This is a genomic window from Priestia sp. ST2 (assembly GCF_055810735.1).
Genome location: NZ_JBVVNT010000007.1, coordinates 24,794 through 38,562 on the forward strand (window position 1 = coordinate 24,794; position 13,769 = coordinate 38,562).

Annotated in this window: 24 protein-coding genes; all 24 read left to right on the top strand. The window is 37.0% G+C overall.

What is annotated here, in order from left to right; translation table 11 throughout:
- Positions 1 to 93 precede the first annotated feature (93 nt).
- The gene (locus tag AC0KUU_RS24465; RefSeq protein WP_473453353.1) at positions 94 to 702 is read left to right on the top strand and encodes a hypothetical protein; all 609 of its coding nucleotides are present in this window, start codon (positions 94 to 96) and stop codon (positions 700 to 702) included.
- Positions 703 to 770: 68 nt separating this feature from the next.
- A complete protein-coding gene (locus tag AC0KUU_RS24470; RefSeq protein WP_473453355.1) occupies positions 771 to 1,115 on the top strand; it encodes a hypothetical protein in 345 nt (114 codons plus the stop codon).
- A gap of 72 nt (positions 1,116 to 1,187) precedes the next feature.
- The gene (locus tag AC0KUU_RS24475) at positions 1,188 to 1,814 is read left to right on the top strand and encodes a hypothetical protein (protein WP_473453357.1); all 627 of its coding nucleotides are present in this window, start codon (positions 1,188 to 1,190) and stop codon (positions 1,812 to 1,814) included.
- Complete coding sequence (locus tag AC0KUU_RS24480; protein ID WP_473453359.1) at positions 1,804 to 2,814, top strand: metallophosphoesterase; 1,011 nt, start codon at positions 1,804 to 1,806, stop codon at positions 2,812 to 2,814. The genes AC0KUU_RS24475 and AC0KUU_RS24480 overlap by 11 nt, the downstream gene beginning before the upstream one ends.
- 20 nt (positions 2,815 to 2,834) lie before the next feature.
- Positions 2,835 to 3,848 (top strand): DnaJ domain-containing protein, encoded by a 1,014-nt coding sequence (locus AC0KUU_RS24485; protein ID WP_473453361.1) that lies wholly within the window; start codon positions 2,835 to 2,837, stop codon positions 3,846 to 3,848.
- 11 nt (positions 3,849 to 3,859) lie between these two features.
- Entirely contained in the window at positions 3,860 to 5,143 is a 1,284-nt protein-coding gene (locus AC0KUU_RS24490) for an AAA family ATPase (RefSeq protein WP_473453363.1), read from the top strand.
- A gap of 26 nt (positions 5,144 to 5,169) precedes the next feature.
- Positions 5,170 to 5,421 carry a hypothetical protein gene (locus AC0KUU_RS24495; protein WP_473453365.1) on the top strand — a complete coding sequence of 84 codons (252 nt, stop codon included), beginning with the start codon at positions 5,170 to 5,172 and terminating at the stop codon, positions 5,419 to 5,421.
- A gap of 17 nt (positions 5,422 to 5,438) precedes the next feature.
- Complete coding sequence (locus tag AC0KUU_RS24500) at positions 5,439 to 6,083, top strand: hypothetical protein (protein ID WP_473453367.1); 645 nt, start codon at positions 5,439 to 5,441, stop codon at positions 6,081 to 6,083.
- Positions 6,084 to 6,086: 3 nt separating this feature from the next.
- Entirely contained in the window at positions 6,087 to 6,470 is a 384-nt protein-coding gene (locus tag AC0KUU_RS24505; protein WP_473453369.1) for a hypothetical protein, read from the top strand.
- A 125-nt stretch (positions 6,471 to 6,595) separates the two neighbouring features.
- Complete coding sequence (locus AC0KUU_RS24510; protein WP_473453371.1) at positions 6,596 to 7,216, top strand: hypothetical protein; 621 nt, start codon at positions 6,596 to 6,598, stop codon at positions 7,214 to 7,216.
- Between the two features lie 85 nt (positions 7,217 to 7,301).
- Entirely contained in the window at positions 7,302 to 8,411 is a 1,110-nt protein-coding gene (locus AC0KUU_RS24515) for a hypothetical protein (RefSeq protein WP_473453373.1), read from the top strand.
- Positions 8,412 to 8,431: 20 nt separating this feature from the next.
- Complete coding sequence (locus AC0KUU_RS24520; protein WP_473453375.1) at positions 8,432 to 8,782, top strand: hypothetical protein; 351 nt, start codon at positions 8,432 to 8,434, stop codon at positions 8,780 to 8,782.
- 1 nt (position 8,783) lies between these two features.
- The gene (locus AC0KUU_RS24525; RefSeq protein ID WP_473453377.1) at positions 8,784 to 9,104 is read left to right on the top strand and encodes a hypothetical protein; all 321 of its coding nucleotides are present in this window, start codon (positions 8,784 to 8,786) and stop codon (positions 9,102 to 9,104) included.
- Positions 9,105 to 9,106: 2 nt separating this feature from the next.
- A complete protein-coding gene (locus AC0KUU_RS24530) occupies positions 9,107 to 9,376 on the top strand; it encodes a hypothetical protein (protein WP_473453379.1) in 270 nt (89 codons plus the stop codon).
- Entirely contained in the window at positions 9,376 to 9,771 is a 396-nt protein-coding gene (locus AC0KUU_RS24535; RefSeq protein WP_473453381.1) for a hypothetical protein, read from the top strand. Before AC0KUU_RS24530 ends, AC0KUU_RS24535 begins: the two co-directional genes overlap by 1 nt.
- Positions 9,771 to 10,229, top strand: a complete 459-nt coding sequence (locus tag AC0KUU_RS24540) for a hypothetical protein (RefSeq protein ID WP_473453383.1) — start codon at positions 9,771 to 9,773, stop codon at positions 10,227 to 10,229. Before AC0KUU_RS24535 ends, AC0KUU_RS24540 begins: the two co-directional genes overlap by 1 nt.
- Positions 10,229 to 10,687 carry a hypothetical protein gene (locus AC0KUU_RS24545; protein WP_473453385.1) on the top strand — a complete coding sequence of 153 codons (459 nt, stop codon included), beginning with the start codon at positions 10,229 to 10,231 and terminating at the stop codon, positions 10,685 to 10,687. The genes AC0KUU_RS24540 and AC0KUU_RS24545 overlap by 1 nt, the downstream gene beginning before the upstream one ends.
- Positions 10,681 to 11,217, top strand: coding sequence for a hypothetical protein (locus tag AC0KUU_RS24550; RefSeq protein ID WP_473453387.1), 537 nt, complete (start codon positions 10,681 to 10,683; stop codon positions 11,215 to 11,217). Before AC0KUU_RS24545 ends, AC0KUU_RS24550 begins: the two co-directional genes overlap by 7 nt.
- Positions 11,218 to 11,219: 2 nt before the next feature.
- A complete protein-coding gene (locus tag AC0KUU_RS24555; protein WP_473453389.1) occupies positions 11,220 to 11,630 on the top strand; it encodes a hypothetical protein in 411 nt (136 codons plus the stop codon).
- A 1-nt stretch (position 11,631) separates the two neighbouring features.
- Positions 11,632 to 12,042, top strand: coding sequence for a hypothetical protein (locus tag AC0KUU_RS24560; protein WP_473453391.1), 411 nt, complete (start codon positions 11,632 to 11,634; stop codon positions 12,040 to 12,042).
- On the top strand, positions 12,036 to 12,482 hold the full coding sequence (locus AC0KUU_RS24565) for a hypothetical protein (protein ID WP_473453393.1): 447 nt from the start codon (positions 12,036 to 12,038) through the stop codon (positions 12,480 to 12,482). The genes AC0KUU_RS24560 and AC0KUU_RS24565 overlap by 7 nt, the downstream gene beginning before the upstream one ends.
- Positions 12,483 to 12,860, top strand: coding sequence for a hypothetical protein (locus AC0KUU_RS24570; protein WP_473453395.1), 378 nt, complete (start codon positions 12,483 to 12,485; stop codon positions 12,858 to 12,860). It begins immediately after the preceding gene.
- The gene (locus AC0KUU_RS24575) at positions 12,860 to 13,252 is read left to right on the top strand and encodes a hypothetical protein (protein ID WP_473453397.1); all 393 of its coding nucleotides are present in this window, start codon (positions 12,860 to 12,862) and stop codon (positions 13,250 to 13,252) included. Before AC0KUU_RS24570 ends, AC0KUU_RS24575 begins: the two co-directional genes overlap by 1 nt.
- Positions 13,252 to 13,767 (top strand): hypothetical protein, encoded by a 516-nt coding sequence (locus AC0KUU_RS24580; protein ID WP_473453399.1) that lies wholly within the window; start codon positions 13,252 to 13,254, stop codon positions 13,765 to 13,767. The genes AC0KUU_RS24575 and AC0KUU_RS24580 overlap by 1 nt, the downstream gene beginning before the upstream one ends.
- Positions 13,768 to 13,769 lie beyond the last annotated feature (2 nt).

Below are 13,769 nucleotides of genomic sequence, written 5' to 3' on the forward strand. Positions count from 1 at the left end.
ACCAACGCTATGTACGTCCTCATCAAGAAGAAGCGAAATACGTTCAGTGTAGCAATTGTGGAGTGACAATAAAAATTCAGAAGAGGTGGTACGATGATTCCTTATAATGTATTAGCCCATATTGATTTACCATTCGTTCAGTCAATGACAACTAAAATTCGTGATGTGCAGCTGCCGCTTTATCGGAATGTTGTTCAGAATGAAGAAAGACAGCAAGAATGTATCAGACGTTCACTAATCAATCTTGTGACGTTTCAACATATTAAAGCGGCACTTGTGTTTACAGAAGAACAAGGGACGTTACAGCTGAAGACATTTGAAACGTCTCATAGGCCTTTATCTAAACTAGAAGCGCGTGGTGCTTATGCGTTAACAATGGAGCTATTTAAACAAGGTTGCGAAGTTGTAAAGAAAATTGAGATTCCCAAAACGGAATGCCGCTTAAATAAGAAATCAGTCGTTTCCTACATCTATGAGATTGAAGAAGCAAACAAACCTTTCTTCATGATTTTAATTAGCTCCGACTTTTTATTTGCTACAGGCACTTATTACAACGAAAGTGCGATGTGTGAGGCTTTGATGAAGTTTTGTCCATTAACACCCAACAAGGTTATAAGAACAGTGAGCCAAGCAAAAGACGGGTTATCTCTTCACAAGATGAGGTATCCGTCTTTTTCTGTTGATATCCCTCAAATCTGCTAAAAGGGAGGAAAAAACTGTTATAAGGATTGTGAAAGTAACACATTAAAAATTTAGGAGGATGAAACAAAATGACAAATCAAAACAATGGAGTACAAACAAACGAGCAGGACGTAAAGGTAGCACAAGCAACACAGGAAGCAGCAATCAAAACGAAAGAGTTAGACGTACAAATCAAGGAGAAAGAAATCACGTTACAACAAGCAATCGAGCAAATGAAGAAAGACATCGAGGTAACAAAGCTAGAAGTCAATGAGCGTGTAGAATTACGCAAATTAGATACAGAAGTAAAAACAAAAGTTATTGAGCAAGTTGGATCAACAACAGCATGGATTACAGCATTAGCAGCAATCACAGCAATTTGGATTACACAAATGCAATTACAGATGGAAAAAGTTAAACAAGATGAGTTTTAAGTGATAAAATGGACAAGAGAGCCTTATGGTTCTTTTGTCCTATCTTTTTGTCTTTTTTTAGGAGGGGTTATTTTGGGATTAATTGAAGCGAAAAAAGAAAAGAATCAGTATACATTTGTCTTTAAAAAAGATGAACAGCTGATATCAACATCTGTTGAATTTAAATGTCTCGGTTATGATGGAACTGATTTATTAGAAGAAGATAATCCGGACGTTTTCTTACGTGACATTGCATACCGTGTTGAAGATGAAACGGAATTACCTTTTGATATCAAACAATATTTACGTGTGAAAGCGGTGCATATTCCAAACACCTATATGCAGTTGATGTTTAAAACCATTGTACATTACATTGCAGGAAAAACGGCGTTACCAATAAGTGTATCATCCGCTTCACATCCACAATATCAATTAACAACACTCACATACAACATTAATTATTTGACGTATGAAGAAGTCAATTCGTTAATCAATGAGGTGATGTTGGCTATGCACAATGCTGAGGTTATCACAATTGAAAATAAAACAAAAGAAGATGAAGAAACAAATCAAGTGGATGATGATGTCTTATCTAATTTTGATAATTTAGAAGGCGATCAGATTATTGAGTATGAGTTTGATCCTGACGTAGCAAAACAATTAAATAAAGAGCGAGTCGAAAAAATATATCCAATGGAGAGTGACGACGATGCCACTTAAATTTTTATATCATACAGATCCGCACACTACCGGAAGAAGTCCATCTACTCGAACAGATGACTATCCTTCTACGATTGAAATGAAGCTAAGACACTTCTTTCGCAAAGGGCATGAATTAGGTGTAGATGGCTTTTTAAGCGGTGGAGATACATTTGATTCACCTTATACAACAGCTGAGTATGTAACACGTATAGGTAAGTTATTTAAAGAAGAATTAAAAGGTAAACACATGTGGGGCGTTTTAGGAAATCACGAAATGATTGGATGGAACCCTGACACGGTTAAGCGAACTCCGTTTGGCGTATTTAAAGAATTTAATGATTTCTTTCATGTGTTAACGAAGGAGCCAACGATTATAACAGGAGCCAATGGGCAGCAGGTGAAACTGAGCGGTGTGAGCTCCTATGCTCAATTAGATCGGAATATTTACGATGAAGAAGGAAACATTCTTTATCACCGCTCCCGTGATTACATTGTGGATGAGTTTGACGGTATTCCTGAGATTCGTATTGTCCATGGCTTCTTATCTGAGAAACCAATTTTAGAAGATATTCCACATACCGTGATTGACGAGATTTATGAGACGAAAGCAGTCGTTACGTTAACAGGTCATGACCACAAAGGGTTTCCGGTTATTCGTTTACGTAATGGTTACGTCTATAATCCTGGTGGATTAGGTCGTGTCTTTGCATCACATTCAGAAATGAATCGTATGCCGAAGTTTGCGCTTGTCACCATTTTTGAAGACGGAACATCTGCCATTGAGCCAGTTCCTTGTGAAGTCGCAAAAGATGGCATGGAAGTTATGGATCGTAGTTTGCTAGATGAAAAGAAGCGCAAAGAGGCGTTGCTTGCAGAAGGTAGGAAAACAATGCGTGAGCTGTTTGAAGAGATTGATATTGAAGGCGTCGATCTGTTAAAAATCTTAGATCAGTATCAACAGCAAAAACAAACAAAACCTGAAGTAGTGAAAGAAGTGAAGCGTCGGCTGCACATTTAAATATAGATGGGGTGAAAATAGTGGCGAAGAAAGTAGTCAACTTATATGAAATTTTAGGGGTCGAGAGTGATGCAACAACAAAAGAGATAAGTAAAGCATATCGTGCTTTATCAAAAACACATCATCCAGACGTATCACAAGAAGAGAACGCTCATGAGATTTTTCAAGAGATTCATGAAGCATACGTTGAATTAAGTAATCCTGAAACTCGAAAGCAATACGATGATTTTTATGAAGAAGAATCTAAAAAGAATGAAGAATATACATTCGAGCACATTTTCAGCGCTTTCCATACTCATGTTGTCAAACCGCACCTTCCCATTCGCGGTGAAGATATCGAGTTAGAAGTGCCATTTTGTATTGAAGATATTAAGCAACAACGAACGTTAACCGTATCTGTTGAGCGTTTTATTAACTGCCGTACATGTGAAGGAGCCAATATTCTACAGGCATTAGATACAGGTTGTGAAGATTGTTCCGGTAAAGGTTTTAAGTTTGAAAACGTTCAGACTCCTTTTGGAAAAATCAAACGAGAAATTCAATGTCCTGAATGTAGCGGTGCGGGTTACAGTGATGCTCAAAAATGCCCTGACTGCAAAGAAGGTAAACACCCTGTTACGTATCAATTTAAAGTAGCGGTCGGTGATGATGTCACAGATGGTCATCGAATGCGTGTAGCTGGAAAAGGCGATGAAGGCGTAAATGGTGGAGCTCATGGTGATTTGCATTTGGTCTTTGTTTTAAAAGATGAAGATTACGAAATTGTGCATGAGTATGATTTACAAACAAAAATCAATGTACCTTTTGTAACAACACTTACCGGCGGGGATCATCCTATGCTATTGCCTACTGGAGAAGTAGCGAAAGTGCCGATTGTGAAAGGTACGCAAAGTGGCCATAAAGTGATTGTGCCAGGAGAGGGATTGTATATGCCATCGACACAGAAGTACGGCGATCTTTATGCCACAGTCAACATTATTGTTCCTGACGTTTCTCCAGATAAAGTAAAGCAAATCGTAAGTATCTTACAATAGGAGGCTAGTATATGAGTAAACAAGAGGATATTTGGATTACAGGTGTAGATATTAAAAACTTTCAATCTCATAGCAATACATCTTTGAAATTCACAAGTGGTACGAATGCCTTGGTTGGTTCGAGTAACAGCGGAAAAACTGCTGTTCTTCGAGCTATCAAGTGGTGCTTGCGAAATTACCCTAAAGGTACAGACTTCATTCGAGCGGGACAAAAGGAAGCAAGCGTAAAGACTCATTTATCTAATGGCAAATCGATTGAACGTGTAAGAGGGAAAGGTAGCGTGAACTTTTATCGTTTGTATGTAGACGGGGAGCTAAAAGAAGAATACACAGGCTTTGGTTCCAACGTTCCTCCTGACATCGAGGAAGCTCACGGTATTAAACCAATTGCAGGAGATATTTATTTTCAGTTTGCGGATCAACTTGAAGCACCGTTTCTCCTTTCGTTAAAACCTTCTAAGCGAGCTGAAGTGTTAGGAAACCTTGAAGAGCTTGGGAAGATTGATAAGGGATTAACGTCAGTCAATGAGGATTTACGCCTTAATGCAAAAGAGAAAAAGCGATTAGAACAGGAAGGAAAGCAAATTGAGCTTGAAAAGAAAAGTACAGAAGCAGTTGTAGAACGTCTCGCTGAAAAGGTGACAGTCCTCAAGAAATTAAAAACAGGGATTGAAACCAAAACGAACTTACAAACCTTTCTCCATAAGCAGCTGAACCGCTTGAAAGAAATTCGTGAAATTATTGGGGAATTGAATGAAACTATTTTGCAAGCCGATACGATTATCCATCACTGGCCAGAAGACCTCGAAGAACGCAATCGTCAGTTTGAATACATTCAGAAGCGTATGCAGCGGCTCGTTGATATCAAAGGAGAAATAGCGGAGATTCAAGATATGAAGGATGATATCTTAGCTACTCTTGAAGAATCAAAAAATGATATTGAACAGCGTGTTAAAAACTTCCGCTCTTTATCTGACAAACTAGAAGCTTTAAAACGCAATCAAGAATCACAAGAGAATGCAGCCAACGATTATTCTGAGCGAGTAGCTGCTATAAATTATTCGCAATTAGATGTAGATGTCAGCAAGTATAAAATCTTGTTTAATCACCTAGATCGCCTGCAGAATGTTGGTTCACAAATTAAGGAGACTGATTCATTGATTGAGAATGCTAATGAATCTATTGATGCAGCACTTAACCAATTTGTAGAAGCTTTACAAGAAGCAGAGATATGCCCTACTTGCGGTCAAGAAACACATGAAGTATGCACGAAAACTTTAGAGACAATTGTTTAATTAAAAATAAGGGAGAGATAACCAATATGGCTAGCAAATTCGAAAAAATCAAACGTGTAGTAGAAGAAGAGAAAACAAAGAAGGTTCGTAATGAAGCGCGTCGTGCTCATTTAAAAGAAGAGGAACAACGTATCTATGAGCAAATCAAAGAAGAAGCAGGCAAGGAAATCAAAACGGTAGAAGAAATGGAGGCATTTTGCACACAGATGAAAGAAGACATCACAAGCGATATTGATAAAATGGCTGAAGTCTTAAAAGCTGAAGGGATTGAGATTTAATGCAGGTTGAACAATTGATGGAGGCAACAGATCGTGTCATTGATGAATACGAACAATCCTTACGGGACTTACAGGCACTAGAACGTAATCTCGAACGCAACGCTTCTGTATATGATGATTTACTTAACCAAATCGAATTGTTTGAAGAAGCGCGTATCTTCCTTCAAGAGTTAGCGGAAATGGCTCGTGCAACGGTTGCGTCCGGTTTAGAAAAAGTTGTAACATTATGCTTACAATCCGTATTTGGTGAGAGTATGAGTTTTGAAATTGAAATTGATACTTCACGAAATAATACAGTTGTAGACTTTTTTGTATTGAGTCAAGACGGGGATAGCATTGTACGCTTCTCCCCTGAGAACTCAATGGGCGGCGGTGTCGTTGATACTGTCGCTATCGGTCTACGTTTTGGTTTATTGATGATTTTAGATCCTAGACCTGTTGGGCCTATCTTTCTTGATGAGCCTGCTAAGATGGTATCCGCTGACTTAATTGAGCTCATCGGTTCTTTATTACAAGAATTAAATACGATGTTTAAGAAGCAAAACATTATTGTTACGCATCACTTAGCGCTTATGGATACTGTAGATAATGCTATCCAATTTGAAAAGCGTGGTGGTGTAACGAAGATTAAAGCAATTAATGGCGAAGTTTATAGGGGGTAGCATATGAGAGTACCAGCGCCAGGGCAAATTCGTGACTATGAAAAAAACATACGGTCTAGTAAAGAAAAACTAGCTCGTTTAGCAAAAGGAAAGAAAATGATCCAAGATGCTGTTCGTAAAGGAGATATTCTAACCGCTACGAAACATTTGGAATTGTGGTTAGATTACGCCGGGCAAGTATTTCAGCATATGGAAACCACGACAATTATTCATCAGCAGCTCTTAACGAAAAAGGATGTCTTGATGGATACGAGCGGGCAATTTGTAAAAGATACAGATGTCATGAATACAGAAACAATTGAAGTGGATCCGTGGACGTTGATTATGATGGAAAAACTTGTGACTGTTTTCGGAGAAGAGATAAAAGAAGATATTGAGTTTCATTGATTGAAAGCCGCTCCCTCTATAGGTTGAGCGGCTTTTTTTATGTGTCCGTAAAAATCCAAAAACGAAAAAAATGTGTGATAAGAACAGTGAAGAAACTATAAAAAAATGAAATGGAGTGTTTAAAAATGACAAACGAAACAATGGAAATGAACAACATCGAGGAAGTAGTAGAAAACCAAGAGTTAACAGAAGCAGTAACATCAGAGGAATTTGAAAGAGCAGAAGAATTACGAGAAGCAGAAGCAAAAGCATTCGTAGTAGGAGCATTCGAAGGAGGAGAAGCAATGAGAGAAATTACATTAGCAGAAAACAAGAAAGTAGTAGTACAAGTAGGAGTCGGCGCATTCTTATTAGGATTATTAACAGGTGCAGCAGGTGGATATGCAGCAGTATTTAAAGAAAAGAAAAAACGATTAGCATTATTAAAAACAATTCAACGTACAACAGCAATTGCAAATGCAATTAACAAAGGTGAAACAACAGTACAATTTGAAAAACAAGAAATTGATTTAGCTAAGAAATTAGCAGAGAGCAACAACAAGTTCAACTTAATGGAGGAAATCCGTGAGCAAGTTAACAGTGTGAAAATGAACAAGAACGAAAAGCAACAATGGATGGATGAAATGACAAACATCGTAGCATTAGCACAAAGTGAAGTGAAAGAAGAAACAGTAAAAATCTTAGAAGAAGCACAAAAGCAACAAAATCAAACAATCAATACAACAAAAATTATTGACGAGCAATAAGTAATGCACGGAACAACACATAATGTGTTGTTCCTTTTTTATTTTTATTTAAAAAATACGTTAATTAAAAAGGGAGATTATTATAATGACAACTAAATTCGAAATCACTAAATTTGATACGGTAGATAAAAGTATGACAAGTGCAATTACTCAATTACATCCGATTGCTCTTTTAAACAAAGATGCTCAATTAAGACGTACATTTATTGATGCAGAGCGTGGAGTTGCTTTAGCTGGTTTCCGTCGTCAAGTAGCAAACTTCGGTGTGTTGTTAACAGCTCTTCATTATGGACCGAACAATGAAATCAAATTAGGTGAACGTGATTATAGAAAAGTGAACGGCTTGTATGATTACATGGATGATGAATATATTGAAACGAATGTTGGTCTTTTAGGTACTGAGGTTCGTGAAGATTACAGAGAACGAGTAGATGTAGATGTAGCGCAAAATTATATCGATACCATCAAAGAGCGGTCTGCTTTACGTTACGAAGTAGAATTAAATCCTAATACAATTATGAAATTTATTGATAGTCGTGAGCGGGATTTAAAAGGCGGTCATAAAGATAAGAAAATCAACTTTGGTTTCACAGCTGGTTTACCACAAGGCACAGCTGTCGGAATTGCTGAACGTGATCAAGAGGGACGCACAGTAATCAAGATTAGACTTGATACGCCAATGAAAGGTTTACGTTACTACTATTGCTATGTAGCAAACAATTCACAAACAACTGAAAAGAAAGTACAGCTAGGACGTGTGTATTTAGTCAAACCGGTCTTCTTTGATAAAAAGAATAATGTCCGCTATGTAAATGTGATGCAGCAGTATTACCGTGGTATTCGTATGGCGATTCAACATTTAAATAACGGTATCATTACACCGAACGATCCTGGCTACATCCTAACGCCAAATCATGAGTATGGTGTAAAAGAACGTACGATTGCAACAATGGCTTTCACAAGCACTCAAAATATGAAAATGATTATGAATGCACCGATGTTATCATTTGACTTAGATATGTTCTATTCTTTAATGAAAACATTGAGCGGGTATCCAATTGTCACAATGAAATTCAAAGATTCTTCAACAGGTGTATACTTCACAGCTGAGAGCCGTAGTGAGTATCAACCACATGCTGAAGCAATCATTGGACCAACAATTCTTCATGTTCGTGGTAGAACATATTTACCTTAATAGGGTAGGAGGTTAAACATATGTTGCAAATTAAGCAAAATAAATTAGGGATCGATATCTTTCCTTCTTATCGATCCTCTCTCTTCGGTAAAGGACTTCCGGAAATTGATATGATTTATAACCAATATGTAACAAGCGTAATGGAACACGATTACCCTGCAACAACTTCACATACACAACAATTAATTCAGATGGTTAATCATGATGCATGGGATTTACAAGACATGGAGCCTCCAGAGCTAATTGAAATTGGTATACAACATCAACTCGTAGTGTTCGATCATCTATTACAAGAGAATTTATCATTCATCAGCATAACCCAATCCGGCAAGAAAGAAGTATTCAATTCTCCTGTAGTAAGGTTGTGGTAACATGGATGCACTTTATCTTTCTCAACGGTTCCACTTCGCGGTGGAGCCGATTTTTTCTGTTTATACACATATTAGTAAACGAGAACAATGTCCAAGCGTTGAGAGTTTGATTACTTATTATGATGCCGTGGTAAGTCATCGAACCATTGAGCGCTTGTATGATGGGTATCATCATTCACAATCTGATTTATTAGATACGGTTATTGGTATGAAGCCGCGATTAGAAATTCAAGAATTATTAGATGTGCTCGATTGTTATCATTTCTTTTATCAAGATGATTACGGGGAGCTAGTCAATAAACCAGTGAAAGGAGTGTGGTAAGCATGCAGGAGTTACAAACGTTTGATAAAGCTTTATTAGATGCGGTTATGAAAGAATACCTTGATACCTGTGACACAATGATGCTTCAAGATATGTATAGGCTAGAGTATGTACCGGTGTATATACCTAGCTTTTTTGATGTCGTCAATGCGCTGCAGGATTCTTCTTATGACAACATACTACTATCTGTGGGAGCGTTAGCTTCACAGCATTATATTTTCTTTAATATGCCTGATGGTTTTCGTAATGTTCCGATTGTGGAGGTGTGGTGATGTATCTTCAGCAACGAGAATTTTTTCGTCATCAAGATTTAATTCAAAGTGAATATGAAAGTATGGTTTCGCGTCATTTTTACGGTAAAGCATATAGTCAAGTCCCTCATATTGGGCGACTCTTATGCGAATTAGAAGAAGTGGTTTTTATGAATATGGTAGAAGATTTAGCAAATCAAGGTATTGAGCGGAATGACCACATTGAGATTTATGGTATCGATCAGCAAGACTATTACATTTTGGCATTGCGTGGTTCGCTACAAGGATTTGAATATCCGGTTGTTTCAAAAGATGACCTGTTTGTAGATGTCATCGAATACTTTCATGCTAAACATATTTGTTATATCGATTATGAAGGAAAGTTAATGTTTGCACCTGTTAAGGAGGTATGGTGATGAACCAGATTATGAAAGCAAGTAGCTTGGAGATTGTGAAAAAGCGGATGGAGATTATACATCCTTCTCACTTCGATCTATTTGTAGCAAAAGTATTGTCCTGGTATCAAGTATCAACAGCAGCACATGACAATAACAATTCAGAAGAATTTATTAATCACGACTATATCCCAAATGTTTTTAGTCTGTTCGAATATCCAGGCGTGATAGGCGAACAAATCTATTTCATGTTTTTAGATAGCGAAACACAAAATCGAATGGATAATTTTAATGAGAGTTATCCAGTAGCAAAAGATGCAGCGATGCGTTTAATTAACGATGATGATGCGGTTACTCGTTTTAGAATGCAATTTGATGTGAAAGAAGTATTGAATGTGTATCGGATGTTTTATTGTTATCAAGATGATGCTCATGATTCAAGTGAATATTATAATCCTTATACAACGGAGGTATGGTGATGAACGAACTTATTTTAAGAAACGTTAATTTTAATTTTATTCCTAAACCAGCACAAGCGGAATTTTATACGTACTTTATGAATTGGTATGACGATACAGTGTTCTATGATCAAATTCCAGTAGTGAATGAAGATATGATTTTTGCAGATCCACTAGCTAAACAATATCTATTAGATTTCTTTACAGATGTGACGGATTATAACTATGTTCATGAAACTCCACGAGAACAAGATAGCGGCGTCTTTCCAGTAGAAAAATCTCATTGGCCTGATCTTGTATGGGAAAATTGTCAACAAGCTTATTTAGAAACAGCAGATCAATTAGAAGTTGCTTTTGTATTAGATATCAAACGCTTTATGGATTTTCATCATATTTGCTATCGTGATGAACTTAACTGGAAACGAGTAGATGGGAATTTGAATGGCATCCATAACAGTCCGGTGGTGTCAGTATGGTAAATAAATTAATACGGCTAGAAGATCAGCTGCAGTTTGATTTCTTTTTACCGGAGCACTTTGAACATGAGTATCTGCTTGAAAATATAATTGGATGCTATCAAGCGTTAGATGAAGGAGGCCGCGAACCGATTGTGGCCTCTTCTTCTGTTGCAAGGCGAGCAAGATATTTATATGAAGAGGGCGTGGTTGCTCGTATATGCAGATTACAAGAGGACTTTCCTGAAAACCTCTTTTTCCCTTTCGAGTACAATGATTTAATTCGCGACTTGTATATGCATCATGACAGAGATATAGAAATTGTACTAGATGAAATACGTGACTTGTCTTGTACATTTCCAGATGATGAACGTTTAATGTATTTGTACCGTACAGATGTTGAAAAAATCTTGTCTTTATATCGTATTTCTCACGTACAAGGTCCGCATCCTTATGGAACATTAAGAATGCTTCGGCATAAAGAAGTGCCAATAGGAAATGATTTACTTGTAGAATCGCTTATATCCGCTAATCCAATCGTAAAGGTGTGGTAGTAATGAACGAAATTATTGTCCTAGCAAAACCAAAAATTGAATGGCTGCCTGAGTGTTTCTTTGATTTATTTTATGAAGAAGTGATGGAGAACTATTTTCATGTAGCAAACCACGATGACATCATTCCAAGTGTTGTTGACGTTATGGAGTACTTCAGCAATACGCTGCTTTTACAGATTGCCTCTTATAACAATACAGATGGCCAAGACACGGAATACTTCGATAAGTATATTGCTAGCTTTCCAATCAGTGACCGCAAAGAAGCTTTATACGAGTTACAAGATCAGTTCGATGATGAATTGTTTAAAGGAATTAATCTCTTCTTAACGCATTATCAAATCGCTCATTGTCATACGACAGAGCCTGAATATATTCGTGAGTTTGTATTAACTCATGCTGTGGAGGTTTGGTGATATGAATCATTTATTAAAACAAGAACAAAAGTATTTATTTGTAAAGTCTCATAATCAAGATATGTTTCTTGATTACGCATTTAATATATACAGAGCTCATGCGATCTGCGTTGGAAACAGTCGCTACGGTTTCTCTCCTATTCCATCGGTTATAGATTTAGCGAATGAGAAACATGGTAGTTTTGCAGATTACGTGAAAGAATCGGTATCAGAACAGCTTTATGGTGATCCGTGGCGTTATATGTCTGTAGAAGTTGACGACAATGTGGCCTACTTTAATTCAATGGTTGAAGAGTGCTTTCCGCTATTCATGCATGATGTAACTGAAACCTATAAGCGGAACAACATTTGTTTTCGCTTTACTGAGTACAGCAATGACATTATGAACATTCCAGTGTGTTCGGTATGGTAAATGAATTACAGCTGCGTCAGATTCCCTTTCATTTTGTGCCGGAAGAATATCGTGAGGAATTTATCCCTTTAATTTTACAAGCTTATGAAGACGAAGCTACGTTTTTAAATGAACTATTCTACAGAGAAATACGTCACGATCAAATTATTCCATGTATGAATGAGTTTTATGAAGGCTTTGAAGACTTAGATGAATTTGTAAAAAGAATCGTCTCTTATGGCCTTTATGACAATGAAGACGAATACCTCTCTATAGAATCAGACTATGAAGATACAGGAATGATGACAGCAGCTATGGATGAGTTCTATCAACACTTTGGCGATGGCTTTGATTTATTTATGAAAGATATGTTCAACACATTCATGTTTTACAATATGTGTGTATTTGACTCTAATATGTTTAGTCATATTCACAACATGCCAATATGCGAGGTGTGGTAAATGCTCCAGGCACGAAAGCAATCTTTAGATATTATTCCAGTAGCGGTTGAACCGATGTTTGTCAACGCTGTTCTAGCTAGCTACGAAAACTATGAACTTACACAAGGAGCGCTCATGGTGACTGAAATGGATGTCCTCGAAATATTGATGGAGAGTGCAGCGGATGATGGCGTCACTTATGAGATTTTTGAAGATAATGTTTTCTTAAATCATATAAAAAAACAATCAAAGCTATTTTATATGTTAGAAGAGATAGTGGAGGACTACACGGATCAAGTGATTTCCGACATCATTGTGACATTAGATAATCACAATCTTTGTTTTTATCATGACACATATGGCGTCCTTCACAACATGTATACAAAGGAGGTATGGTGATGCAGTTACAAACGCTTGAGGAATTGTTTCGTCTTATTCCACCAGACATGCAGGAATGCTTTATAGACCGCTTTTGGGAAATGTACACATCTATTAGTACTCGGGCTTATGTAAATTCAAAGCCAGTGATTGTCCCTGCTGATTTGGAGCTCATTGATTATATGTCTCGTACGCTAATGGAAGTTACTTCTTATTGTGAATTCGACGAAGATCCCTTCAGTTATTTAGATTTAACTCCTCGTGAATTAGAAATGTTTTATTCATTAACTACTGAAGAATATCATTTTCGATTTTGGGCTGATATGTTCCGCTATGCAAAGCGTGAGCATGTTTTTTTATATACGAATCATACATCAACATTTATGAATGTACCCATCAAGGAGGTATGGTGATGAATCAATTATTGGATATGTCCAAACAGTTTACGTTTTTACCGAAGGCAATAGCATCTTATGACCTTAGAAGGTTAAAAGAAGAAGTGACGGATATCTATTTAAAAGCAATGGATGATTTTAGTTATAGCGATGAGTGGGAAGATGAAGTGCTTGTTCCATCACAAGCTATGGTTTTAAGTACAGGTTGGGATATATTTGAAGACTACTATATGGACTATATCTTAGCTGGCCATGATCCTAATTTATTAGCTGACCTCAAATATGATTTTGAAAACGGTTTAACGGAAGAAGATGTTGTAGAAGGTTGGCGCGAAATGAAATACCACAATGCGAGTTATGGTGTGTTTTATACACATGAGAGCTTAGAGAAAGAATTGTTGAAGGATATAAATAATGCTCTGCAGCTGTTTAATATCTCATTCTTTCTTTGTAATCGTGGAGATAATATTTTTAGCCACGAGAAGATTATGTTAGAAAAATGGATTAATCCTCCGCTTATTGGAGTGTGGTAAAG

What these genes read in the sequence shown, in the direction of transcription:
- AC0KUU_RS24465 (WP_473453353.1), top strand. Translation starts at nt 94, where the DNA reads ATGATTCCTTATAATGTATTAGCCCATATTGATTTACCATTCGTTCAG.
- AC0KUU_RS24470 (WP_473453355.1), top strand. Translation starts at nt 771, where the DNA reads ATGACAAATCAAAACAATGGAGTACAAACAAACGAGCAGGACGTAAAG.
- AC0KUU_RS24480 (WP_473453359.1), top strand. Translation starts at nt 1,804, where the DNA reads ATGCCACTTAAATTTTTATATCATACAGATCCGCACACTACCGGAAGA.
- AC0KUU_RS24490 (WP_473453363.1), top strand. Translation starts at nt 3,860, where the DNA reads ATGAGTAAACAAGAGGATATTTGGATTACAGGTGTAGATATTAAAAAC.
- AC0KUU_RS24495 (WP_473453365.1), top strand. Translation starts at nt 5,170, where the DNA reads ATGGCTAGCAAATTCGAAAAAATCAAACGTGTAGTAGAAGAAGAGAAA.
- AC0KUU_RS24500 (WP_473453367.1), top strand. Translation starts at nt 5,439, where the DNA reads ATGGAGGCAACAGATCGTGTCATTGATGAATACGAACAATCCTTACGG.
- AC0KUU_RS24505 (WP_473453369.1), top strand. Translation starts at nt 6,087, where the DNA reads ATGAGAGTACCAGCGCCAGGGCAAATTCGTGACTATGAAAAAAACATA.
- AC0KUU_RS24510 (WP_473453371.1), top strand. Translation starts at nt 6,596, where the DNA reads ATGACAAACGAAACAATGGAAATGAACAACATCGAGGAAGTAGTAGAA.
- AC0KUU_RS24515 (WP_473453373.1), top strand. Translation starts at nt 7,302, where the DNA reads ATGACAACTAAATTCGAAATCACTAAATTTGATACGGTAGATAAAAGT.
- AC0KUU_RS24520 (WP_473453375.1), top strand. Translation starts at nt 8,432, where the DNA reads ATGTTGCAAATTAAGCAAAATAAATTAGGGATCGATATCTTTCCTTCT.
- AC0KUU_RS24525 (WP_473453377.1), top strand. Translation starts at nt 8,784, where the DNA reads ATGGATGCACTTTATCTTTCTCAACGGTTCCACTTCGCGGTGGAGCCG.
- AC0KUU_RS24530 (WP_473453379.1), top strand. Translation starts at nt 9,107, where the DNA reads ATGCAGGAGTTACAAACGTTTGATAAAGCTTTATTAGATGCGGTTATG.
- AC0KUU_RS24535 (WP_473453381.1), top strand. Translation starts at nt 9,376, where the DNA reads ATGTATCTTCAGCAACGAGAATTTTTTCGTCATCAAGATTTAATTCAA.
- AC0KUU_RS24540 (WP_473453383.1), top strand. Translation starts at nt 9,771, where the DNA reads ATGAACCAGATTATGAAAGCAAGTAGCTTGGAGATTGTGAAAAAGCGG.
- AC0KUU_RS24545 (WP_473453385.1), top strand. Translation starts at nt 10,229, where the DNA reads ATGAACGAACTTATTTTAAGAAACGTTAATTTTAATTTTATTCCTAAA.
- AC0KUU_RS24550 (WP_473453387.1), top strand. Translation starts at nt 10,681, where the DNA reads ATGGTAAATAAATTAATACGGCTAGAAGATCAGCTGCAGTTTGATTTC.
- AC0KUU_RS24555 (WP_473453389.1), top strand. Translation starts at nt 11,220, where the DNA reads ATGAACGAAATTATTGTCCTAGCAAAACCAAAAATTGAATGGCTGCCT.
- AC0KUU_RS24560 (WP_473453391.1), top strand. Translation starts at nt 11,632, where the DNA reads ATGAATCATTTATTAAAACAAGAACAAAAGTATTTATTTGTAAAGTCT.
- AC0KUU_RS24565 (WP_473453393.1), top strand. Translation starts at nt 12,036, where the DNA reads ATGGTAAATGAATTACAGCTGCGTCAGATTCCCTTTCATTTTGTGCCG.
- AC0KUU_RS24570 (WP_473453395.1), top strand. Translation starts at nt 12,483, where the DNA reads ATGCTCCAGGCACGAAAGCAATCTTTAGATATTATTCCAGTAGCGGTT.
- AC0KUU_RS24575 (WP_473453397.1), top strand. Translation starts at nt 12,860, where the DNA reads ATGCAGTTACAAACGCTTGAGGAATTGTTTCGTCTTATTCCACCAGAC.
- AC0KUU_RS24580 (WP_473453399.1), top strand. Translation starts at nt 13,252, where the DNA reads ATGAATCAATTATTGGATATGTCCAAACAGTTTACGTTTTTACCGAAG.